This is a genomic window from Bradyrhizobium prioriisuperbiae (assembly GCF_032397745.1).
GTDB lineage: Bacteria > Pseudomonadota > Alphaproteobacteria > Rhizobiales > Xanthobacteraceae > Bradyrhizobium_A > Bradyrhizobium_A prioriisuperbiae.
The window spans coordinates 7,648,479-7,670,864 of the sequence record NZ_CP135921.1 but is presented as its reverse complement, the minus strand read 5'-3'; the positions used below and the strand labels follow the sequence as shown (position 1 = coordinate 7,670,864).

Annotated in this window: 18 protein-coding genes and 1 pseudogene; 13 read left to right on the top strand and 6 right to left on the bottom strand. The window is 63.2% G+C overall.

Translation table 11 applies throughout. The features are described 5' to 3' along the window. The 7 genes from RS897_RS35700 to RS897_RS35670 are packed head-to-tail and all read left to right on the top strand — an operon-like array spanning window position 1 to window position 8,796. Entirely contained in the window at window positions 1-702 is a 702-nt protein-coding gene (locus RS897_RS35700; protein ID WP_315838855.1) for an ABC transporter ATP-binding protein, read from the top strand. A 2-nt stretch (window positions 703-704) separates the two neighbouring features. Beyond that, window positions 705-2,084 (top strand): MmgE/PrpD family protein, encoded by a 1,380-nt coding sequence (locus RS897_RS35695; RefSeq protein WP_315833357.1) that lies wholly within the window; start codon window positions 705-707, stop codon window positions 2,082-2,084. A gap of 26 nt (window positions 2,085-2,110) precedes the next feature. Beyond that, window positions 2,111-2,998 carry an isocitrate lyase/PEP mutase family protein gene (locus RS897_RS35690; protein ID WP_315838854.1) on the top strand — a complete coding sequence of 296 codons (888 nt, stop codon included), beginning with the start codon at window positions 2,111-2,113 and terminating at the stop codon, window positions 2,996-2,998. A gap of 11 nt (window positions 2,999-3,009) precedes the next feature. Further along, complete coding sequence (locus RS897_RS35685) at window positions 3,010-4,731, top strand: hydantoinase B/oxoprolinase family protein (RefSeq protein WP_315833356.1); 1,722 nt, start codon at window positions 3,010-3,012, stop codon at window positions 4,729-4,731. Continuing rightward, complete coding sequence (locus tag RS897_RS35680; RefSeq protein ID WP_315833355.1) at window positions 4,728-6,788, top strand: hydantoinase/oxoprolinase family protein; 2,061 nt, start codon at window positions 4,728-4,730, stop codon at window positions 6,786-6,788. The genes RS897_RS35685 and RS897_RS35680 overlap by 4 nt, the downstream gene beginning before the upstream one ends. Beyond that, entirely contained in the window at window positions 6,785-7,396 is a 612-nt protein-coding gene (locus RS897_RS35675) for a cysteine hydrolase family protein (RefSeq protein WP_315833354.1), read from the top strand. The genes RS897_RS35680 and RS897_RS35675 overlap by 4 nt, the downstream gene beginning before the upstream one ends. Continuing rightward, the gene (locus RS897_RS35670; protein WP_315833353.1) at window positions 7,393-8,796 is read left to right on the top strand and encodes an FAD-dependent oxidoreductase; all 1,404 of its coding nucleotides are present in this window, start codon (window positions 7,393-7,395) and stop codon (window positions 8,794-8,796) included. The genes RS897_RS35675 and RS897_RS35670 overlap by 4 nt, the downstream gene beginning before the upstream one ends. A 1-nt stretch (window position 8,797) precedes the next feature. On the opposite strand, the gene dprA is transcribed toward RS897_RS35670, so the two are convergent. Further along, window positions 8,798-9,922, bottom strand: a complete 1,125-nt coding sequence (dprA, locus tag RS897_RS35665; protein WP_315833352.1) for a DNA-processing protein DprA — start codon at window positions 9,920-9,922, stop codon at window positions 8,798-8,800. Between the two features lie 168 nt (window positions 9,923-10,090). Between dprA and RS897_RS35660 the strand changes: the two genes are divergently transcribed. Then, on the top strand, window positions 10,091-10,231 hold the full coding sequence (locus tag RS897_RS35660) for a hypothetical protein (RefSeq protein ID WP_315833351.1): 141 nt from the start codon (window positions 10,091-10,093) through the stop codon (window positions 10,229-10,231). Between the two features lie 127 nt (window positions 10,232-10,358). Here RS897_RS35660 and RS897_RS35655 read toward each other — a convergent pair whose 3' ends face one another. The 4 genes from RS897_RS35655 to RS897_RS35640 form a co-directional block, all read right to left on the bottom strand. After that, window positions 10,359-12,137: an ABC transporter permease subunit gene (locus RS897_RS35655; protein ID WP_315833350.1), complete on the bottom strand. Its 1,779-nt coding sequence runs from the start codon at window positions 12,135-12,137 to the stop codon at window positions 10,359-10,361. Window positions 12,138-12,184: 47 nt separating this feature from the next. Then, window positions 12,185-13,546: an LLM class flavin-dependent oxidoreductase gene (locus RS897_RS35650; RefSeq protein WP_315833349.1), complete on the bottom strand. Its 1,362-nt coding sequence runs from the start codon at window positions 13,544-13,546 to the stop codon at window positions 12,185-12,187. 41 nt (window positions 13,547-13,587) lie between these two features. Beyond that, on the bottom strand, window positions 13,588-14,667 hold the full coding sequence (locus RS897_RS35645; protein ID WP_315833348.1) for an ABC transporter substrate-binding protein: 1,080 nt from the start codon (window positions 14,665-14,667) through the stop codon (window positions 13,588-13,590). A 66-nt stretch (window positions 14,668-14,733) separates the two neighbouring features. After that, the gene (locus RS897_RS35640) at window positions 14,734-15,894 is read right to left on the bottom strand and encodes an ABC transporter ATP-binding protein (protein WP_315833347.1); all 1,161 of its coding nucleotides are present in this window, start codon (window positions 15,892-15,894) and stop codon (window positions 14,734-14,736) included. A 342-nt stretch (window positions 15,895-16,236) separates the two neighbouring features. Between RS897_RS35640 and RS897_RS35635 the strand changes: the two genes are divergently transcribed. The 5 genes and pseudogenes from RS897_RS35635 (at window position 16,237) to RS897_RS35615 (ending at window position 20,798) form a co-directional block, all read left to right on the top strand. Then, on the top strand, window positions 16,237-16,983 hold the full coding sequence (locus RS897_RS35635; RefSeq protein WP_315833346.1) for a class II aldolase and adducin N-terminal domain-containing protein: 747 nt from the start codon (window positions 16,237-16,239) through the stop codon (window positions 16,981-16,983). 137 nt (window positions 16,984-17,120) lie between these two features. Further along, window positions 17,121-18,635 (top strand): 4-hydroxyphenylacetate 3-hydroxylase family protein, encoded by a 1,515-nt coding sequence (locus RS897_RS35630; protein ID WP_315833345.1) that lies wholly within the window; start codon window positions 17,121-17,123, stop codon window positions 18,633-18,635. A gap of 24 nt (window positions 18,636-18,659) precedes the next feature. Further along, a complete protein-coding gene (locus tag RS897_RS35625) occupies window positions 18,660-19,196 on the top strand; it encodes a flavin reductase family protein (protein ID WP_315833344.1) in 537 nt (178 codons plus the stop codon). Window positions 19,197-19,249: 53 nt separating this feature from the next. Then, window positions 19,250-19,507, top strand: a pseudogene (locus tag RS897_RS42380) (DUF1028 domain-containing protein); the annotation flags it as partial. A 295-nt stretch (window positions 19,508-19,802) separates the two neighbouring features. Continuing rightward, window positions 19,803-20,798, top strand: a complete 996-nt coding sequence (locus tag RS897_RS35615) for a LysR family transcriptional regulator (protein WP_315833342.1) — start codon at window positions 19,803-19,805, stop codon at window positions 20,796-20,798. Between the two features lie 569 nt (window positions 20,799-21,367). Here RS897_RS35615 and RS897_RS35610 read toward each other — a convergent pair. Further along, window positions 21,368-22,381, bottom strand: coding sequence for an IS110 family RNA-guided transposase (locus tag RS897_RS35610; RefSeq protein WP_315832213.1), 1,014 nt, complete (start codon window positions 22,379-22,381; stop codon window positions 21,368-21,370). Window positions 22,382-22,386: the final 5 nt, after the last annotated feature.

Below are 22,386 nucleotides of genomic sequence, written 5' to 3'. Positions count from 1 at the left end.
CTGCTCGAAGTCAGAGATCTCGTGGCCGGCTATGACGGCACCTCCGTGCTGTGTGGCATCAGCCTCAAGGTCGAGGCCGGTTCGATCGTCGCCGTGCTGGGCGCCAATGGCGTCGGCAAGACCACCTTGAACAAGGTGCTGTCGGGCCTTGTTCGCCCGCAACGCGGCGAGGTGATCTTCGACGGGCGGCGCATTGATCGAAAAAGCCCCGCCGATATCGTCGCGGCAGGTCTCGTGCACGTGCCCGAGGGCCGCAAGCTGTTTCCCGATCTGAGCGTGCGCGAGAACCTGGAACTCGGCTCTTACCGACGCGGCAAAGCCCAGCGTGCCCGGACCATGGACCAGGTGCTGAGCGTGTTCCCACGCCTGAAGGAGCGGTTTGACCAGCGCGCCGGAACGCTCTCCGGCGGCGAACAGCAGATGGTCGCGATCGGTCGAGGCATGATGGGGCAACCAAAGCTGCTCATTCTGGACGAGCCCTCGCTCGGGCTGGCGCCGCTTCTGGTCGAGGAGATGTTCACACTGATCGGTCGCTTGAATGAAGCGGGACTGACGATCCTCCTCGTCGAACAGAACGTCATGCAGTCGCTGGAGCTCGCCGATGCCGCCCACGTGATGGAACACGGTTGCCTGGTGCTGTCCGGGACCGGAGCCGAACTGATCGGAAACAGCGAATTGGCCAAGACCTATTTGGGAATGTGATGATGTTGCAAAATGCTTCGTTCCAGACCAAGCGGCCGCAATGGCTCGACCAATGGGCCGAGTTCGCCGCCACCGTGACGGCGGACTCGGTTTCCCGGGATGTCGTGGTGCGCACCAAGCAAGTGCTGTTTGATTGCATCGGGGCGATCGCCGCGGGTGCGCAGGAGCCGGAGATGCAGCGGCTGACGGCCCGTCTCTGCCGTGGGTCCGCTGATGACGCAGCTCCCGTGATCGGCGCCGGCCGCCGTGCCTGGGCTGGTCTCGCGGCCTTCCTGAACGGAACCGCCGGCACCATGCTGGAGATCGACGAAGGCAATCAGTTCGCGCGCGGTCATCCCGGGATCCATGTTGTGCCGGCCGTCCTGGCGGCCGCGGAAGAGCTTGGCAGCCGCGGCTCGGATGTGTTGCTGGCTATCGCGCTCGGCTATGAAATCGGTTCGCGCGTCGGTATCGCATCGAAGCTGCGCGTGACGATGCACCCGCACGGCACCTGGGGCACGGTGGGTGCGGCTGTGGCCGTGGCCAGGCTGCGTCACGCCACCCGCGAACAGATGGCGGAAGTGATCAACGTCTCATCGACACTCGGGCTGGCGACAAGTCGACGGACGATGCTGGAAGGCGGCACCGTGCGCAACAGCTTCGCCGGCTTCTCGAACGAAATCGGCCTGCGCGCCTGGGAGATGGTGGATGCCGGATTTGTCGGCGAGGCGGACGGCATCGGCACGGTCTACGGCACCGTCATCGCCGACCAGTTCCAGCCTGGGGAGATGATCGCCGATCTCGGCTCGCGTTGGGAGATCACGCGCAACTATTTCAAGCGACACGCCGCCTGCCGTTACAACCACGGTGCGCTCGATGCGTTGCAAAGCCTGATCGCGGAGGCCGGCGGCGCTCTGAGGCCGGATGATATCGCTGCAATCGATGTCGATACCTACATCTGGGCGGCGCAGCTCGATGGTCAGCAGCCTCGCAACATGCTGGCGGCCAAGTTCTCGCTGCCGTTTTCGCTGGCGACGACTGTTGTCAATGGCGCGGCCTCGATCGCTGCCTTTCGCGATGCCGCGCGGCGCGATGCCGCGACGCTCGCTTTGGCGGGGCGTATCACGGTGCGCGAGGACAAGGCGCTCACCGCGATGTTGCCGGGCCTTCGACCGGCGCGTGTAAAGATCACGCTGGTCGACGGTCGCGTTCTCAGCGCCGAAGCTTTTACCAACAAGGGCGATACCGAAGATCCGTACAGCGCAGCGGAAGTCCGGGACAAGTTCCGCGAGGTCGCAGGATCGATCTGGAACGACGAGCATTGTTCAATGATTCTTGAAGCGGTCGAGGATCTGGACCGATCGCCCGATCTTGCCGCTCTGTCCCGTCTGCTCGCAGCTTGATCGGGGAGGGCATCATGTCTGATCGGATGTCTCTCAAGACCATGCTGCACGGGCCGGACATCGTGCTGGCGTCCGGCATCTACGATGCTTTGACCGCTTCGCTGGCAACCGATGCGGGATTTCGTGCGCTGTATCTGTCCGGCGCAAGCATCGCCTACACCAGGCTGGGGCGCCCCGATATCGGGCTCGTGACCATGTCGGAGGTGGTCGAGACGCTGAACCTGATCCGCGACCGTGTCGCCACGCCTGTGATCGTCGATGCCGATACCGGCTATGGCAATGCCCTCAACGTCCAGCGCACCATGCGTCTGTTCGAACGCGCCGGCGCGACCGCGATCCAGCTCGAGGATCAGACCTTTCCAAAACGCTGTGGCCACCTGCAGGACAAGAGTCTCATTCCGGCGATGGAGATGGTCGGCAAGATCAGGGCGGCGACCGATGCGCGCCTCAGCAGCGAAACCCTGGTGATTGCGCGAACCGACGCGGTGGCGGTCGAAGGGCTTGAGCAGGCTGTCGAACGCGCCGGGCGGTACGCGGAAGCCGGCGCGGATGTGCTGTTCGTCGAAGCGCCACGTAATGAGGCGCAGCTCTTGGCGGTCTCGCAGAAACTCGGCGACCGGCTGCCCTTGATGGCGAACATGGTCGAGGGTGGTCAGACACCCATCCTCGGCAAGGACAAGCTTCAGGCGCTAGGCTTTTCGCTGGTGATCTTTCCAGGCGGCATCGTTCGTGCGGTCGCCAAGGCAGCCAGGGCTTTTTACGAAACGCTGGCGCGCGATGGCACCTCCGAAGCCTTTCGCAACGACATGTTCGATTTCGATGCGCTGAATGCGATCATCGGCACGCCGCAGATGCTGGAACTCGGACAGAGCTACGAATTTCCAGCGAACGGCCCCAGCGGCAAAACCGGATGACGGCGGCACAGATGACCAAAACGATCGATCCTGTCACCCTGGCTGTGCTCAAGGGCCGTCTCGAGCAGATTGCCGACGAGATGGACGCCACGCTCTATCGCTCCGCCTTCAATCCGATCATCGCCGAGGCCCGTGATGCCTGTCATGGCCTCTATCACGCGCAGACCGGTGCCACGCTGGTTCAGGGGACAACCGGCCTGCCGATCTTTGTCGGTGCCATGGCGTTTGCCGTCAAGGCCGTGATCGACAAGGTCGCGCGCGATGCCGCCACCGGTCGCGATACGCTGCAACCCGGCGATACGTTCCTGTTCAACGACCCTTATGACGGCGGGACGCACCTCAACGATTTCCGGCTGGTCAGGCCGATCTATCGTGACAACAGGGTTTTCTGCTGGATCGCCTCGGTCGGCCACTGGCTGGACATTGGAGGCAATGTGCCCGGCGGTTTCAATTCGCGCGCCACCGAAAGCTTTCAGGAGGGCGTGCGCTTTCCGCCAGTGAAGCTGTTTCGCGCCGGCGTGATCAATGAGGATATGATCGATATCCTGGCCGCCAACAGCCGCGTGCCGACATCGAATTTCGGCGATCTGAACGGACAGCTCAATGCGCTGGCGCTGGGCGAACGCCGCCTTGCCAGTCTTCTCGACGACTATGGCGAAGGCACGATTTCGGCAGCACTCGATGTCTTCACCCACAGGGCGTCGGCATTGATGCGCGAGAATCTCCGCGCTCTGCCCGATGGCGTCTACAGTTTCGAGGATTTCCTCGACAATGACGGCGTCACCGACCAGCCGCTGAAGATTGCGCTCGACCTCACCATCGCCGGCGAGACCATGGTGCTGGATTTCTCCCGGTCGTCGCCGCCTTGCGCCGGCCCGCTCAACATCGCCTATGCGACCGCCGCTGCCTGCTGCTACGTGGCGCTCAAGCACGTTTTTACCGATGTGCCGGCCAATGCCGGCTGCCTGGAGCCGATCACCTTCATCATTCCGGAGACGACCCTGCTCGGCGTCAAGGCGCCGCGTCCGGTCGGCGGCTATACCGAAACCATCCTGCGCGTCATCGGTGTGGTTTTCGGCGCCATCGCCATCGCGGCGCCGGAGCGTGCCATGGCGGCGCCGTTCGGCACCATCAATGCCTTGTCGCTCGCCGGCCATCGCAATGACGGGTCGCGCTGGGTGATGTTCTCGTTTTTCGGCGGCGGTCTCGGCGGCAATCCCCTCAGTGACGGATTGAACCACGGCAACAATCCGATCTCGATGGCCACCATTCCGCCCGTCGAGATCCTGGAAGCGTCCTATCCGGTCATGTTCACGCAGTGGGCGCTGCGTCCGGACAGTGCCGGTGCCGGCCAGCATCGCGGCGGCCTCGGAGCCATCTATGAGATCGAGGCGCTCGGTGAGACCGGCGCCGACGTGTTCCTGCTGGGCGAGCGGGGAAGGTTCGCGCCCTTTGGCGTCAACGGGGGCGGCGCGGCTGCCTTGAACCGCTTCATCTTCGATACGCCAGGTGGCAAGGCGATGCCGCCGCTGGCGTCAAAGATCACCGACGTGAAGATCGCCAAAGGCCAGCGGGTCAGGCTTGAAACGCCGGGCGGTGGTGGCTTCGGTCCCGCGGCTCGCCGGGATCCGGCAAAGGTCGCGCGCGATCTCCGTCTGGGTTACGTCAGCAGGGATGCCGTGGCCTCGGGAGATCTGGCCTCGGCAGATCTGGCCTCCGGAGAGACGTCATGAGCGGCTCCTCGATCATTGGCGTCGATGTCGGCGGGACTTTCACCGATCTCTTCTTCTATGATGAGGGCCAGGCCAAATTCCGCACCGCCAAGGTGCCCTCGCAGCGTGGCAATGAGGCTGAAGGGTTTCTGCTCGGCCTCGAGGCCTTTGGACGGATCAGCCATTTCGGCGCCATCGTGCACGGCACGACGGTCGGAACCAACGCCTTGCTGGAGCGCAAGGGCGCACGCATCGGCCTGATCACGACCATGGGATTTCGCGATGTGCTGGAAATGCGCCGCCGCGACCGTCCCCACACCTGGGGCCTGTGGGGCGATTTCGTGCCCGTGGTCGATCGCGATATGCGCCTTGAGGTCGATGAACGTGTGCTGGCCGATGGCAGCATTCGCGCCGCGGTCGATCCTGCGGAAATTCAGGTGCAGGCGCGCAAGTTGCTGGCGGCGGGAGCCGAAGCACTCGCGATCGTCTTCATCAATGCCTACGCCAATCCCGCCAACGAGCGCGCGGCGCTGCTCGCCGCCCGCGCGGTCTGGCCCAACGGCGACGTGGTGGCTTCCAGCGAAATCCTGCCGGAAATTCGTGAGTTCGAGAGAACCTCCACGACCGCGCTCAACGCCTATCTGCAGCCGCTGGTCGGGCGTTATCTCGGCAGGCTGCAGGATGCCCTGACCGGCGAAGGTTTCAATGGACAGTTTCATATCGTGCAGTCCAATGGCGGCGTCATGTCGACGGCGATGGCACGGAAATTCCCGGTGCGCACCGCGCTGTCCGGCCCCGCCGCCGGCGTGATTGCCGCCGGCGCGATTGCCCGCGCCGCCGGTTTTGAGAATGTCATCACCGGCGACCTTGGTGGCACCTCTTTCGACGTGTCTTTGATCGCGGGCGGCCAGGCATCGCTTGCGGCGCAGACCACCATCGATTTCGGAGTGGTGATCCGCACGCCGATGATCGAGATCACGACGATCGGCGCCGGCGGTGGTTCGATCGCGCATGTCGATCGCGGTGGGTTGCTGCAGGTCGGCCCGGAGAGCGCCGGCTCGGTGCCAGGACCGGTCTGCTACGGCGCGGGCAGTGACCGGCCGACACTGACCGACGCCAATGTGGTGCTCGGCCGTATCAACGCCGACAAGCCGATCGGGGGCAAGCTTGCACGACTGGACGTCGAGGCCGCGAAAGCGGCCATTCTTCGCCATGTCGGGGACCCGCTGGGACTGGATGCCATGGCGGCCGCGGAAGCCATCGTGCGCATTGCCAATGCGCGCATGGCGGGTGCAATCCGGCTGGTGTCGATCGAACGCGGTCATGACCCCGGCAATTTCGCCATCATGCCGTTCGGTGGCGGTGGCGCGCTTCATGCCGGCGCGCTGCTGCGTGAGGTCGGGCTGAAGCTGGCTCTGGTTCCGCGTTTTCCGGGCATCACGTCGGCGCTCGGCTGCGTCATCGCCGATCTCCGGCATGACCAGGTGCAGACCGTCAACTTGATGCTGGATGGTCTCGAAGCAACCGGGCTGGACCAGCGCATGGTCGCGGAAGGCAAGGCGGCGCATGCGGTGGTCGCGTCGGCTGGCGTGCAGGTCGATCGCATCGACGTGACTTACGAACTCGATATGCATTATGTCGGGCAAACCCACACCATCGGCGTGCCGCTGCCGGCCGCTTTCGGCGGCGAGACCACCGGTATCGATGCCGGGATGATCAGGCAGGCCTTTGAGGCGTCCTATCAGGCGCAGTTCAGCCGCAAGCTGCCGGGCATTGCCGTCAAGATCGTCACGCTGCGCACCGCCGCCATCGGCCGTCGGCCGCATTTCGACCTCGCCGCGCTGGCACCGTCTCCCGAAGCATCGATCGACAAGGCGAGACTCGAAGACCGCAATGTCTGGTTCGACGGTGCCTGGCATCGAACATCGATCTGGTCGCGGCTCGAATTGCCGAGCGGCGCGGTGATATCCGGTCCGGCCATCCTGGAGCAAGGCGACGCCACCACCGTGGTTGAACCGGGCCTGGTCGCGCGCGTGGATACCCTCGGCAATCTCCTCATCGAAAGGCAATCGGCATGAGTGTTGATCCGGTTCCGATGGCGCGCACGGCATTGCTGATCGTCGACCTGCAGAACGATTTTTTGCATGCCGACGGCGCCTATGCGCGCGGCGGGCATGGCGCCGCTTCGATCGCTGCGTTGCCTCTGAAGCTACGGTCGCTTGCCGATGCTGTCCGCGCGGCGGGCGGCTGGATCATCTCGACGCATTTCACCCTGGTTCCGGGCAGGAATGGCGAGCCCCTGATCGCGCCGCATCTGAAAGCGCTGCGGCCGTTCCTGCGCAAGGGCGATTTCGCGCCGGGCAGCTGGGGTCATGCGCTGGTCGATGAACTCAAGCCTTCGGACCTGCAGATCGAAAAGATCGCTTACTCGGCGTTCTACATGACGCGGCTTGAATGGCTTCTGCGCAAATTTGCCATCGACAGGCTGGTTGTCGGCGGCATCGTCACCAATGGGGGCGTGGCGTCGACGGTGCGCGATGCGCATGTGCGGGACATCGAGGCCGTCGTGCTGTCCGACGGCTGTGCCGCCTTCGATGAGGCCACCCACCAGACCGCCATCGCGGCACTGAAGCCGGTGGCCCGCGTGGCAGCCATTGCCGACATGCTGGCGGAGACGACGCCGTGACCATCAAGCCGGTGCCGTCCGAGGAGTTTGAGTCGACCATTCCCATTCTTGTCGTCGGGGGTGGGGCGGCGGGTCTTTGCGCCGCGCTCGCCGCCCATGAGGCCGGAGCGGAGGTCGCGATTCTCGAGCGCGATCCCCTGCCACGCGGCTCGACCGCGCTATCAGCCGGGCTGATTCCAGCCGCGGCAACGCGGTTTCAAAAATCGCGCGGCATCGTCGACATGCCGGAGCTTTTTGCCGCGGATATCCGCAAGAAGGCTCATGGCGAAGCCGATGACGCGGTTGTCGATCTGGTCGCCGCGCAATCCGGTCCCACGGTCGAGTGGCTGGCCGATCGCTACGGCCTGCCGTTTTCCGTGGTGCATGATTTCGACTATCCGGGCCACGCGGCGCGCCGGATGCATGGTCTGCCGAGCCGCTCCGGCGGCGAGTTGATCGATCGTCTCCGGCAGGCGGTCGAGCAGGCCGGCTTGCCGTTGATGACGCAAGCGACCGTCACCGCACTGTTTGGCGATACTGAGCGTCGTATTCACGGGGTCGAGGTGACGCGACCGGATGGAACGCGGGACTTGATCGGCTGCGATGCACTGATCCTCGCCTGCAACGGATATGGCGGCAATTCGGCCCTGGTTGCGCAACACATCCCGGAGATGCAGGGCGCTCTCTATTTCGGTCATCCGGGCAACCGCGGCGATGCGGTGCTCTGGGGCGAGGCGCTGGGTGCAAGACTTGCCCATATGTCCGGCTATCAGGGGCACGGGTCGGTGGCGCATCCCCACGGCATTCTGATCACCTGGGCCGCGATCATGGAAGGAGGCTTCCAGGTCAACATCAGCGGCCGGCGCTTCTCGAACGAGAGTCTCGGCTATTCCGAGCAGGCGGCTGCAGTGATTGCCGAACTGGAGGCGATTGCATTCAGTATTTTTGACCAGCGGATTGCTGTTATCGCGCGCCAGTTCGAGGATTTCAGGCACGCGGAAGCGAGCGGTGCGGTGATCGAAGCGGATAGCATCGCGGAGTTGGCTGCCCGTCTCAAACTGTCGGCAGATGCCCTTGGAGAGACGTTCGCAGCGGTCGAACGTCTCAAGCAAAGCGACGGCACCGACGAATTCGGGCGGATATTCGCCGGCGTCGCGCCGCTGTCGCCTCCCCTCAAGGCTGTTCGTGTGACGGGGGCGCTTTTCCACACCCAGGGCGGCCTTGCCGTCGATCGGCAGGCCCGCGTGCTGGGTCGGGACGGCTGCACATTGCCCAACCTTTTCGCCGCCGGTGGCGCGGCGGCCGGGGTTTCCGGGTCGCGGGCCAGCGGATACCTTTCGGGCAATGGCCTGCTGACGGCGACGGTGCTGGGCCGCATTGCCGGCACGTCTGCTGCGAAAATTTGCGGCGGCATTCGCTAGGTCAGGCCAGCGAGACCAGTCCACCCCCATGGCGCTCCAGCCGCCCGGCCAGTTCGAGCTCCAGCAGCACCAAACGCACGACCGCGGGCGATGCTCCCGCCATCCGGATGATGTCGTCGAGACTGACCGGCGAGGGGCCGAGCAGGGCGATGATGGCAGCGCGATCGCTCTCGGCGGGATCGCTGCCGAGCGGCGGCAGGTCGTCGGGTTCGCTGAGTGATGTCGCGACCGGGCGCCCCATGATCGGGCGGACCGCATCGATCACATCTGCCGCCTCGGTCGTGAGCGTCGCGCCCTGCTTGATCAGGGCATTGGTGCCGGCGCAGCGCGGGTCCATCGGCGAGCCCGGCACCGCGAACACCTCGCGGCCCTGTTCGTTGGCGAAGCGGGCGGTGATCAGCGAGCCCGAGCGATGCGCCGCCTCGACCACCACGACACCGAGCGCCAGGCCCGAGATCAGCCGGTTGCGCCGCGGAAAATCGTGCGCCCGCGGTACATGCCCGAGCGGCATTTCCGTGACAGCGCATCCCGGCGAGGCCACGATCGCCGCCAGCAGGTCCTCGTGCTCGGGCGGATAGATCCGGTCATGCCCGCCGGCGAGCACCGCGACGGTGCCGCTCTGCAGCGTGACGCGATGCGCCGCCTGGTCGATGCCACGCGCCAGCCCCGAGGCGATCACGAACCCGGCGTCGCCGAGGTCGTGCGCCAGAGTCTGGGTGAACTTCAGCCCGGCGCCGGAGGCATTGCGCGAACCGACGATGCCGATGATCGGCCGCAACAAGGCGTCTGCGCTGCCGCGGATGCCGAGCAGCGGCGGCGCATCGTCGATCTCCGCCAGCCGCTCCGGATAGCCGCGCTCGCCCGGCGCTTTCAGGCTGATGCCGATCCGCGCGCCATGGGCGATCTCGCGCTCGGCCTCCGCCACGGTGCAGATCCGGCCGACCCGCGCAGCGCCGCCGCGGCGTGCCATGTCGGGCAGGGCCTCGAGCGCCGCCCGCGCGCTGCCGAAATGCCGCAGCAGCGAACGAAACGTGCGCGGACCGACATTCTCGCTGCGGATCAGCCGCAGCCGGTCCAGCCGCTCGGCGTTGGTCAATTGATGTGTGTCAGGCGATCTGGTGTCCACGCAGCGGCCCCCCAAAAGGGAGCATCGCCTAACTTTGCCCGTCCGACAATCGGTGGATATCGAGGGCCCGCCTGTCCGGGTATCCTGCGCTCTCATTTAAGTGATTGAATTTCTGATCGATCGGCTCCGACACAAGATAGAGAACAAAGCCGCAAGGGAGGCACCCCCATGCTTGCCGAGAAGTTCTTTCTGCTTCTGGAAACGATCAGGAGCCACATGTCGGACAAGAGCGCGACTTACCCCGACGGCGGGCCGAGGGTGGTGAGCACGGCGCCGCATGTTCCGATCAAGCTGTCCGGCAGCCGGTAGCTTTACGGCTGCCTTGAATTGGTGGCTTCGTGCGTCGAGCAGGACGAGGTACGGCGGCGCCGACGCAACGGAAGATGCCTATAGATTGTCAGAATGACGAACCTCGTCAGCTCTTCACCCTCGAAGCTCACGGCGAAGAACGTGGATGTCGGCTCTGAACGAATTCTATTATCGCAAACATGACGATGACGACGATGAGGACGACGACTGACGGCGCGGCGATGACCGGGCTGACTTGAAGGAGAATCCCGTCCCACATCTGCTTGGGCAATGTCGTCTTGATACCGCCGCCGATGAAGAGCGCGACCGTCAATTCTTCGAAGGATTGCAGGAATCCGGTCACGAAGCCGACCGCCAACCCGCTCGTGACCAGTGGAAGTGTGACGCGCCAGAAAATGCGCAGACGTCCTGCCCCGAGCGTCGAGGCCGCCGCGTCCAGATTCCAGTCATATCCTTTGAAGGTCGCCAGCATCACCATGAACACGACCGGCATGGCAATGACGGTGTGGCCGATGATGATGCCGATGTCGCTCGCCACCAGCGATATCCGCGCGAACAGGTAGAACAGGGCGATCGCGATCACGATCGATGGGACCATCATCGGGGACAGGCACAGCAGGAACGCGACACTGCCAAGCCGGCTGCGCGTTCGTGCAACGCCGAGGGCCGCCATTGCCGCGATCAGCAACGTAATCGCCGCGGCCGCAAAGCCAATGCTGAAGGATCGGATCATCGCGCCGAGCCAGAGCGGCGAGGCGGCAAACTGCTCGAACCAGCGCGCACTCCAGCTCGGCGGCGGGAACGATAGAAAGGTCGACCCGGTAAACGCCATCGGAATGAAGGCGATGATCGGAACCAGCAGCATTGCGATCATGGCCCAGGCATAGATCGAGAGGAGGGCGCCGCCGCGGAGGCCTCGGATGTTGCGTTTCCACACCTCTTCGACGCGCCCGCAGATCATCCCTAAGAGGTTGACGATTGCAAGCCCCGCCCGGCGTACCAGGCCATCCGGCCGCGTCGGCTGTTCGCCCCCTGTGGTCGCGGACGACAGGCCGAAGATCAGGTCATAAGCGAAGCAGGTGGCGATCGTGGAGATCAGCAGGATCGTGGCCAGCGCGCTGCCGAGCTGCCAGTTCTGCAACTCATTGATCTGCAGGATGATAAGCTGCCCGATCATCGTATCCTTCGCGCCGCCCACCAGTGCGGGGGTGATAAAGAAGCCGAGCGAGGCGACCAGGACCAACAAGCCGGCAGCCGCCACGCCGCGCATCGAGAGCTGGAAGAATACCTGCCAGAATGCCCGCGCATTGTTGGCGCCCAGGGTGGATGCAGCCATCATCAGGCGGCGATCAATCTGGTTCATCACGGGCAGCATTGTCACGACCGCGAGCGGCAGCAAGGTGTGCACCATCGCAAACACGACGGTCGTGCGTCCGAACAGCAACTGGTCGCCGCCCTTGACGCCGATCGCCGCCATGGTCTTTGCGATGATTCCGTTGCGTCCAAGCAGGACAAGCCAGGAGAAGTTCTTGATCAGCGCACTGGTCCAGAACGGCAGCAGCACGAACAGCGCGGCTATTCGCTGCTGCCGCGGCGGCTTGCGCGACAGCCAATACGCCAGGGGATAACCAAGTCCGACGCACAATGCGGTCGTCCAGAGCGCGACCGAGAAGGTCGTCGACAGCACGGCAAGGTAGGGGCCCCCGTTCCAGATCCTGCTGAAGGCCGAGAAGCTCAATGCGCCCGTAATCCTGTCGAAGAAGCTCAGCGACAGCATCTGCGCCGTCGGCAGGATTAGAAACAGAGCCAGGAATGCGAGGCCGGGCAGGGCAAGCCACAACGGATCAAGCTTCAGCTTCCGACGCCTCGACCGTTCGGCCATTCCGAGGGAAGCAATCTCGGCCATCGGTCAGTGTCCCTGTTCGATCCGTTGCAACAATTGGACGTCGCCGGTTACGCGCGCCTCGCGACCGGCGATGCGGGTGTGGATGAGGCGTAGCGATTTTCCGGACGCAACAGGCCCAGGTGCTCCCGCAGCGTGCGGCCTTCATAGTCTTGGCGGAAGACGCCGCGGCGCTGCAGCTCCGGCACCACCTTCTCGACGAAATCAGAGAGCGTGCTCGGCAGGGCGACGAACGAGATCATGAAACCATCGCAAGCGCCGGCCTCGATCCAGTGTTCCATGTGATCGGCGATCTGCTTGACGGTGCCGCAGAACGTCGCCTTGTTGCGATTGTAGCGTTTCGCGATCTCGCGCAAAGTCAGGCCCTCGCCGATCATCCCGGCGATCTCGTTGAAATAGGCCTGGTGCTGATTGGACGATGTCGGAACTCGATGTTTCGGCACCGGCTCATCCAGCGGCAGATCCGAGAGATCGGTTTCGAGGTCCGTCCCCAGCCGCATCACGCCGACATCGGGATGAATGAGATCCTGCCAGCTATCGAGCTTGTCGCGGGCTTCCTGCTCGCTTTCGCCGATCACGACCGAAATGCCCGAGGCGATCTTCAGATCGTCCGGCCGGCGGCCGAACTTGCCGACCCGCTCCTTCAGGTCGCGATAGAATGCCTTGGCGCCTTCGAGATTGCCGCTCGATCCGAATACCACTTCGGCGTATTCGGCCGCGAAATCCTTGCCGGTATCGGATGCGCCCGCCTGGATGATGACCGGCCTGCCTTGCGGCGGCCGTTCAAGGTTGAGGGCGCCGTGCACGGTGAAATATTTGCCCTTGTGGTCGAGCAGGTGTTGCTTCTCGGGCAGGAAGCTCAGGCAGGTCGTCTTGTCGTAGACGAAAGCGCCGTCTTCCCACGTGTCCCACAACGCTTCGACGACATCGACGAATTCCTTTGCCTTGGCATAGCGATCGGCATGCGGGGGCAGACGATCGAGCCCGAAATTGCGCGCCGCATAGTCGTTGGCGGAGGTGACGACGTTCCAGGCGGCCCGGCCGTGCGAGATGTGATCCAGCGAGGCGAATTGCCGGGCGAGGTTGTAGGGCTCGAAGAAGCTTGTGGAAGCGGTCGCACCGAGGCCGATACGGGTGGTGGCGCCGGCGATCGCCGACAGCAGGGTGATCGGCTCCAGCACGTTCATGAACAGGGGGGAGCGGCTCCAGACCTTGAGGTTCTCAGTCCGGGCCGCCGGGGTGTCGGCAATGAAGAAGAAGTCGAACTTGCCGCGTTCGGCCAGTTGCGCCATCTCGCGGAAATAGTCGATATCGGTCGAGGCGTTTGGCCGCGCCTCGTCCATCAGCCAGGACGCCGCGTGCGATCCATTGGCGTGAATCAACGCGCCGATCACCATCTGCTTCTTCGTCATAATCGTCTCCCGATCTTTGTTTGCCCGCCTGACGCCGATCGTCAGCGCTTTCCGCCCATCAAGAGCCATTCCTGGAAACGATCGGAGACCGCTGCGTAGTTCTTGCCCCAATAGGCGTAGTCGCGCACGGTGAGGCCGGCGAGATTTTCCGGAAGAGTCGGAAGCACCTTCGCGCGCTCCGGCGCGATGAATTTGTAGGCCTTCAGATTGCTCGGACCGTTCGCGACGACGTTCGAATAGGCAGCCTGCCGCTCGGGCTGCATGCAGAACTGCACGAACTGGCGGGCCTGCTTGAGCTTCGGCGTGCCGCGCGGGATCGACCAGCCGTCGATCGAATAGAGGCCCTTCCAGACGATGTTGACGGGAGCGCCGGCATCGATCGCGGCAAAGGCGCGTGCCGACCATGTATCGGCCATGTCGACTTCGCCGCTTTGCAGGATGTGGGTGTTCTGGGCGCCACTCGTCCACCACACCGCCACATCCGAGCGAAGCTTGTCCAGTTTGGCGAAGGCGCGATCGATATCCAGCGGATAGAGATCCTTCGGTGCCACGCCGTCCGCCAGCAGTGCCGCTTCCATCACGCCTTTCGGATTGCGATACAGGCCGCGGCGCCCGGGAAACTTGGCAATGTCCCAGAAGTCCGCCCATCCGGTTGGGGCATCCTTCTTGTAGACGTCGCTGCGATAGGCCATGACGATAGCGTAGGCCGAAAAGCCGAACCAGTTCGGCAACAGCGCGCCCGGAATGAGCTCGTCATCCGGGCCTTTGGATATCTCAAGCGGCTCGAGATAGTTCTTGTCCGCGGTCAGCCGCGCCACGTCATCCGGCGTCACCATGCAGACGTCCCAGATCTTGCTGCCGGTGTCGACGACCAGCTTGAACTGGGTCACGGGATCGGATTCATGGGCGACTCCTTCGACGCGGATGCCGGTCGATTTCTCGAAAGGATCGTAGAAGGCGGTCCGCAGCGCCTGTCCCGGCGCGCCGCCGACGTCGGCGACCGTGATCTGCTCGGCCGCGCCGGCCCGCCCGCTCCAGACCGCGGGGAGTGCAACGCCCGATGCAGCCACGCCGGCAGCCTTCAGAAGCTTGCGTCGCGTGATCGTGGTGATGGCAGACATTATTTTTCTCCGTGATGCAATTGTCGCGGTAATGAAACAGCGCGTGGCGGCGCTCGCAGGTGTTCCTCATAGGATCGCCGCGGCTGAGCGGCCCTCGAGCAGGCAGGCCTGTTGGCGGTCCCAGCGCAGGAAGACGTTTTCGCCGATAGCAACCGGCGGCAAACCGGCGCCACGGCGTACGGTCAACACGGTGTCGCTGGGAAGCCGGACCAGAAGTCTCGTCTCCGAGCCCGCATAGATGCTCTCCTCGACACGGCCGGACAGGAAGCCGTCATCATTCTTGCAGAGCACGAGCTTTTCAGGGCGGACGACCAGTGCGGCCTGTTCGCCCACCGGCGCGGAGCAACCGTCGGGCAGCGGCAAGACGCCATCGGAAGTCTCGATGCGATCGCCCGCAGTGATAGTCCCGTAGATCAGGTTGGACGCACCGATGAAGTCGGCGACAAATGTGTTGGCGGGCCGCTCGTAGATGTCCTCGGGCTTGCCTAGCTGTTCGATCCGTCCGTCGTTCATCAGGCAGATGCGGTCGGCCAGCGCCAGCGCCTCGTCCTGGTCGTGCGTCACGAAGATGATGGTCGCGCCGGTCTCGCGATGCAGCCGCTTGATCTCGATCCGCATGCTGTCGCGCAGCTTCTTGTCCAGCGCGGACAGCGATTCATCCATCAGGATCAGCGACGGCCGGTAAACGAAGCAGCGGGCAAGCGCCACGCGTTGCTGCTGGCCGCCTGACAGCTCCCGGGGGAAGCGGCTGGCGAACTCGGATAGTCCGACCATTGCGAGCGTCGCCTCGACCCTGCTCCGCACTTTGTCTGCCGGCAATCCGCGCATCTGCAGCGGAAATGCGACATTCTCCCGCACGGTGAGGTGAGGGAACAGCGCATAGCTTTGAAAGACAACGCCGATATCGCGCTTGTCGGCGGGATTGTCGGTCTCATCACGACCGTCGATGACAAGACGGCCGCTTGACGGCTCGACCAGCCCGCAGATGATCTGCAGCAACGTCGTCTTCCCCGAGCCCGACGGGCCGAGAACGGCCAATAGCTCGCCGGCAATGACCTTCAATTCGAGCGGCTTGAGCACCATCGAGGTGCCGTACGCCTTCGCGATGCCGCGGACATGCAGTTTGACCCGCGATGACTGCTGCGCGGGCTCACCTGCCGGAGCCTGGTCGGATGCCACATCGTCGACCTCCGGAACGAAGTCGTTACGCGCCAATCGCCACAACATCCGAAACGCATCGTGACGGCGGCTTCGAAGGGGTGGAAAGGCGCGGATCGCGTCCATGACAGGTCCTGTCGGGTCAACTTGCGCAAAGTAAGCGGTCCCGAGCCGCAATGTGTAAATTACGAAATCCGGGCCCTTTGCTTAGACGAGGCCTAATCGGCTGGAGTGCGGAATTATTGGGCGATGATTGGCTATGCATTGATCTTTGCGCCCGATGCGGCGGCACTTGCAGCTATAGCTTCACAGTAATCACCGGCCACGATTTTCCTATTTTACCCCATGGAGCGGAGTCCGTAGATCTAAGCTGCCCCATTCGAGACGCCTTCAGATTTTTCGGAGCGACAGATGAACCCCTCCACCGCAGCGCCGGATGAACAGCAACTCCGCATTGATCTCGCTGCGGCGTTCCGCATCATCGCTAGACTCGGCATGCACGAGGCTGTCGCGAACCACTTCAGCGCTGCCGTCTCGGCCGACGGCCGAAAATTCCTGATGAATCCGAAGTGGCGCCATTTCTCCCGCATCAAGGCCAGCGACCTGGTGCTGTTCGATCTCGATGATGCGAGGGGCGTGAAAGACAGGCCCGATGTCGATCCGACGGCATGGGCGATCCATGGCCAGGTGCACAAGCAACTGCCCCAGGCCCGGGTCGTGATGCATCTGCATCCGCCCTTCGCGACGACGATCGCGTCGCTGGCCGATCCGAGCGTCAGGCCGATCGATCAGAATACGGCGCGCTACTTCAACCGACTCGCTATCGACGAAAGCTACGCCGGAATGGCCGACAGCGAGCAGGAGGGTGCCCGCCTGGCCCGGCTGCTCGGCAACAAGTCGCGGCTGATGATGGGGAATCATGGCGTGCTCGTCACGGCGAGCAGCATCGGCGAAGCCTTCGATGACATCTATACGCTTGAGCGCAGCTGTCAGATCCTGGTGCAGGCCTACGCAACCGGTCAGCCGCTCAAGGTTCTGCCCGACGAGGTCGCCGAAAGCACCGCGCAGGATTGGGAGCGGATCACCGACTTCTCAATTGCTCATTTCGAGGAGATGAAGCGCATTCTTGATGCCGAAGATCCGTCGTACGCGCACTGAGCTGTGGCGGAGGCATGGACGCCTCGGAGCGCTGTGGTTCGGCTGCCGCTAGGCAGAGCGCCGGAAAGTTTTATTTTTTCTTTGCCGACACGCGATAGTGCCAACCAGGCCACCGAGAAGACGAAGCAGGAGCGGACATGATACGGACTGGTGAAGAATACAAAGCTTCCATTCGGGACAGCCGCGCCGTCTACATGAACGGTGAGAGGATCAAGGACGTCACCACTCATCCGTCGTTCAAGCCGCTGGTCGATATCCGCGCCCGCATCTACGACCTCCAGCATGACCCGGCGACCCGTCACCTGATGACCTATCGGGAGGATGGCGAAATCCATGCCATCAACAATAAGCTGCCGCTGAGCCAGCAGGATTGGTGGGACAAGCGCCGCGCGACTGACACAGTGCTGGAAGATGTCGGCGGCGTGGTCACGCGCGTCGGCGACGAGACCGTCGGCGAAATGTGGTCACTGTTCGACGGGCAGGACGTGCTCAACGAGGTCGATCCGCAGTTCTCGAAGAACATCCGCAACCATATCTTCAAGGTTCTCCATACCGATCCCTTTCATGTCTCGGCGAACACGGACCCCAAAGGCGATCGTTCGAAGGCGCCGCAGGACCAGGATCCGGACATGTTGCTGCATGTCGTCAAGGAGACCGATGCCGGCATCATCGTGCGCGGGGCAAAATATGAAACGGCCGCCGCCTACGCCAACCAGGCCTTCACCAAACCGACGATCGCCAATTGGGGAGATGCCGCGTATTCGGATTATGCTGTCGGATTCATTTGCGATCTCGGATCGCCCGGACTGAAATTCATCTGCCGGACCGGCTTCGCCGGCCGCGCGCCGATCGATGACTATCCGTTGTCGAACCGGTTCGACGAAGTCGATACGCTCGTCATCTTCGATAACGTGCTGATCCCCTGGGAGAACGTCCTGTTCTACCGGCACACCAAGGCCGCGGTGTTCATCCGCGCCACGCTGCATCGCTATTCGGCCTTTGCTTTCGTGCAGCGCAATCTCAAGCTCGCCGACATGCTGATCGGCGCGGCACTCTTCAACGTCCGTCAAACCGGGCTTGAGAAGCAGCAGGCGGTGCAGGAAAAGCTCTCGCGGCTCGCCATCTATCGGGAGGGCATCAATGCCCATCTCACCGCGGCGATCGCGTTGCCCGAGCGCAGTCCCGGTGGCTTGATGATGCCGAACCAGTCGCTGCTCTATACCGGACGCGTGCTGGCCTGCTCGCAGCTCCACGAGATGATGCACATTGCGCGCGAGTTGTGCGGAGGCCAGATTTGCGTAACCCCGGACAAGGCGGCCTTCGAGGATGCCGAGGCCGGCCCCTGGCTCGAAAAATTCTACACGATCAATGATAAATGGATCGCCGACGACAGGCGGCGGCTGCTTGCCTTTGCGCGCGATCTCCTGAACTCCGACTATGGTGGTCATCGCCTGACGTTCCAGTTGTTCGCGCAATCGGCGCCGTTTGCGCATCTTGCCGCGGTCTACCGCAATTTTGATTGGGACGGTCCGCTGGATTTCGTCCGAAGATCCGCAGGACTGTCCAGAAAGGTCCTCGACGAGAAGGGCGGCCGGACCGGTGATCGCGCCGTGAGCCAATGGTTCGGTCAGGTCAGGGACGCCGCCGAATAGCAACACACGCAGAGGAGGTCTTTCGTGTCAGCCATCAGCCGGGAACAGGCCGCGCCGGACATTCGTGCGCAATTTCTCGATGGAATGAGTCGTGCTGCATTCTGCGTGAACGTCGTGACGACTGACGGCCCGGCAGGCCGCGCCGGTGTTACGGTCTCGGCAATGTCATCAATTTCCGCCGACGGCAACAGCCCGACGGTGCTGGTTTGCATCCACCACCAGAGCAAGACGGCGGCGGCGATCGTCGAAAACGGCGTGTTCTGCATCAACATTCTGCGCGATGATCAATCTAGCATCGCCGACTGCTTCGGTGGACGCAAGCTCGGGGATGCCGACAAGTTTGCTTGTGGCAAATGGGTCGAGGGTGACACGCGGGCGCCGCGTTTGGCTGACGCGGTCGTAGCGTTCGACTGCCGCGTGCTGTCAGCCGAACGGGTTGGCACACATCACATCTTCATCGGCGCGGTGGGTTCGGTGACGATGGGGTTGGGCACGGCGCTGATCTACGCGGACCGCGCCTATGGCAAAGCCGAGCGCATCGTCTCACCCGAGCCAAAGTAACCATAACCGCCTGCGGCACGAGGTCGTGCCGCCAGTCAGGCCTTATCGCTCCAATGACCACCCGGGGCAGCCCGATGACCCATACGCGCATCCACAACACGCTCGGCATCCACGCCATCGATCCTGGCGATGGCGTGATTGCTGCCGGCAACCTGCTGGCCAATGATCAGGTGCGGGCCGCGATGGTCCAAGATTATCAAACCACCGCCCGCAAGCCGTTTGCAACGCGGCTGGTCGCAGCCCTGCAGGCGGGGCTTGACCAGGGGGAGGCTGGCCCGGTCCGCTCCACGGGTCTTCGCGTGGTGCGAGATCTGTTCTGGGCGATTGTGGACTTGCGGGTCGACTGGAGCGACCGGCCGATCGCCGCGCTCGATGAGGCCTGGATCTGCTACGAACCCCAGGTCGAAGACCATATTCGGTCGCGAGCGATCCGCCCGAAGCGCCCCGCTTTGGTGTGGCCGGTGAAAGCCGGATCTGAACGGCCGATGGTCCGGTTCAGCCCGGTTAATCCTGCTATATTCAGTCCGGAGAAACGCGATTGGCGCCCATGCCAGCGAGACGGTGTGGTCGCTATCGGCCATGTTCCGCAGGGATCAATAGCACCACATGAGATACACGCTACGCCAGATCGAGTACTTCATCGCGACGGCCGAGACGGGAAGCATCACTCTGGCCTCAGAGCGCGTCAACATATCGCAGCCTTCGATCTCGACGGCGATCGCGCATCTCGAGGAGGAACTCGGAACACAGCTCTTCATCCGTCGCCATGCGCAAGGGCTCTCGCTCACGTCGGCCGGCCGGCTTTTGCTGGTCGAGGCGAAGCAACTGATCGAACAGGCTGAACACGTCTATTCAGTCGCCTCCGAGGTCGGGGAGCGCGTCCGTGGACAATTGTCGCTGGGCTGCTTCATCACGCTCGCGCCGATGGTGATGCCGGAGCTGTCGCATTCGTTCACGTCGACCTATCCGGAATCGCGCATCGTCCAGACGGTCGCAGACCATGAGCAGTTGCTGCAGCGTCTGCTAAGTGCCGAACTCGACGTTGCGATCACCTATGATCTGTTGATTCCCGACGAGTTCGAGTTTCTGCCATTGGCGAGCCTGCCGCCACACGTCGTAGTCAGCGAGGCGGGGCCTTTGGCGCGACACTCTGCCGTCAGTCTGCAGGAACTGGCGCGCGAGCCGATGATCCTGTTGGATCTGCCGATCAGCCGCGAGTATTTTCTCAGCATGTTTATGAAGGAGAACCTTGAGCCCAACATTGCGTCGCGCTCGACCCACCAGGATGTGATTCGGACGATGGTAGCTAACGGCTACGGCTACACGCTGGCGAACGTTCGCCCGCGTTGCGAACTCGCGCTGGACGGACGGCGCGTCTCCCGGGTTCGCTTGTCCGGTGACCACAGGCCGATGGTGATCGGCGTGCTGACGTTGTCGCAGAGCCGCAAGTCTCGCTTGGTCACAGTCTTCGAGGAACATTGCCGCCGCTTCGTCTCAGACTCGTATATTCCAGGCATGGTAGCCCCCGTCATGGAACGCCGTACCTTTCTGGGGGAGGTCAATGGCGACAGATCGCAGCCCAGTGATGACTCTTCGACTTGATACGCCGATACAGTCGTTGCGGGTTGGTGAAGCCTTGCTTCGTCCCTGGAAGCGGGAGGACATTGAGTCCACTCAGGACCGCCGGTTTCAGCACATCCTGGTGTCGTGCAAGTAGCCCGACATAGGCGACAAGGAATTACGGTGACAGAATTACGGTGACACCCATTAGCCGGCCCCTCGTCAAGGGTGCAAAACTACTTTTCAGCAGCGCGAGCTGCTCAATGTTTCGTTCGTCGTTCCAGCGATAGTGTTCGAGCCGCGCCCGTTTCTTCGGTTTGTGGCTGCGCCGCATCACGGATCGCGCCAGACACCCATGAGGATCAAGCATCGGCCCGATTGAGGCCTGCGCCCTGGCGGCATAGCCGCCCCAGAAGAACGTTGGTACCGAGCCGCATCCAAAAGAATTTCACAGAACCGTGGCTACCGGCGTGCCGGCGCCAATCTCCGAATGGCTTGCGGTGCGGGCGATCGTCGTCACTGCAACTGGTGACGGCGATCCGGCGTCCAATTCAGTGCAGCTGGTTGCGACCCCAGTCACCGTACGTGGCTCGCCGGATCGTCGTCGTCCTTCAGGCAAAGCAGCGCGTTACGTCGAACGGTTTGCTCTCCTTCAGGATGTGGTAGCAGGCGCGCGCCAGCTTGTGCGCCAACGCCTTGGTGGCGACAATGTTGTTGGTCCGGGCCTTCTTGCGCTCGTGGAAACGCTTGGCCTCTGGGCAAAACCGCACGGCAAAATTCGCCGCCTCGACGAACGCCCAGGCGAGATACTTATTGCCGTTCTTGACGTTGCCTTCGCCTTTCTTCTTGCGATTGCTGGTGTGCACGCTGTTGACGCAGCGCGCGTAGGACGCAAAGTTGCCGACGCCGGCAAACCGATCGATCGGACCGGTTTCCAGAAGAATGACGGTGGCGAGCGTCGGGCCGATGCCGGGTACGCTAGTCAGGAAGCCGTAGTGAGGTCGGGGTTTGACGCATTCTTGCAGGCGCTTTTCGAGGACCGAGATCTGTGACTGCAGGGTCGCGATGACCGCGACGTTGGTCTTGATCGCCAGGCCGACATCGGCCGCCAGCGGCATATTGTCGATTGCGTCGGCGGTCAGGCGCTTGATCTGATTGCTGGTCATCCGCCCACCCAATTGCCTGGCCATGATGTTCTCGACCGCGAGGACATGCGTGGTGCAGCAGTGCACCATCTGCATGCGCTTGCGCGCCAGATCGCGGACGACGCGGTGCTCTCGTGGCAGGATCGTGCCCGTCGGCAGGATACCCAGCCGCAGCAGGTGGGCCAGGTGCTGCGCATCCGTCTCGTCGCCACTGTGCTTGAGTCCGTCGTATTGCTTGATCGCGGCGGTGTTGGCGAGGTGCACGTGGAGTCCCGCGTCCTGCAACCCGTCGACCAGCCAATACCAGTTGTAAGTCGACTCGACCACGACGCCGGCCAAGTCATCTTGCCATCGAGTTAGAAATCCGACGATCTTCGTGATGTCGTTCGGCAGGCGCTTCTGCGCCACAACGCGATCGGCATCGTCGATGATCGCGATAACGCTGTTGTTGGAATGCAGATCAATCCCGCTGTACATCATCTTCG

Coding starts and splice junctions, on each gene's coding strand:
- RS897_RS35615 (WP_315833342.1), top strand. CDS start 19,803: ATGAGATACACGCTACGCCAGATCGAGTACTTCATCGCGACGGCCGAG.
- RS897_RS35675 (WP_315833354.1), top strand. CDS start 6,785: ATGAGTGTTGATCCGGTTCCGATGGCGCGCACGGCATTGCTGATCGTC.
- RS897_RS35685 (WP_315833356.1), top strand. CDS start 3,010: ATGACCAAAACGATCGATCCTGTCACCCTGGCTGTGCTCAAGGGCCGT.
- RS897_RS35645 (WP_315833348.1), bottom strand. CDS start 14,667: ATGTCTGCCATCACCACGATCACGCGACGCAAGCTTCTGAAGGCTGCC.
- RS897_RS35640 (WP_315833347.1), bottom strand. CDS start 15,894: ATGTTGTGGCGATTGGCGCGTAACGACTTCGTTCCGGAGGTCGACGAT.
- RS897_RS35680 (WP_315833355.1), top strand. CDS start 4,728: ATGAGCGGCTCCTCGATCATTGGCGTCGATGTCGGCGGGACTTTCACC.
- RS897_RS35690 (WP_315838854.1), top strand. CDS start 2,111: ATGTCTCTCAAGACCATGCTGCACGGGCCGGACATCGTGCTGGCGTCC.
- RS897_RS35695 (WP_315833357.1), top strand. CDS start 705: ATGTTGCAAAATGCTTCGTTCCAGACCAAGCGGCCGCAATGGCTCGAC.
- RS897_RS35660 (WP_315833351.1), top strand. CDS start 10,091: ATGCTTGCCGAGAAGTTCTTTCTGCTTCTGGAAACGATCAGGAGCCAC.
- RS897_RS35655 (WP_315833350.1), bottom strand. CDS start 12,137: ATGGCCGAGATTGCTTCCCTCGGAATGGCCGAACGGTCGAGGCGTCGG.
- RS897_RS35650 (WP_315833349.1), bottom strand. CDS start 13,546: ATGACGAAGAAGCAGATGGTGATCGGCGCGTTGATTCACGCCAATGGA.
- RS897_RS35630 (WP_315833345.1), top strand. CDS start 17,121: ATGATACGGACTGGTGAAGAATACAAAGCTTCCATTCGGGACAGCCGC.
- RS897_RS35610 (WP_315832213.1), bottom strand. CDS start 22,381: ATGATGTACAGCGGGATTGATCTGCATTCCAACAACAGCGTTATCGCG.
- RS897_RS35635 (WP_315833346.1), top strand. CDS start 16,237: ATGAACCCCTCCACCGCAGCGCCGGATGAACAGCAACTCCGCATTGAT.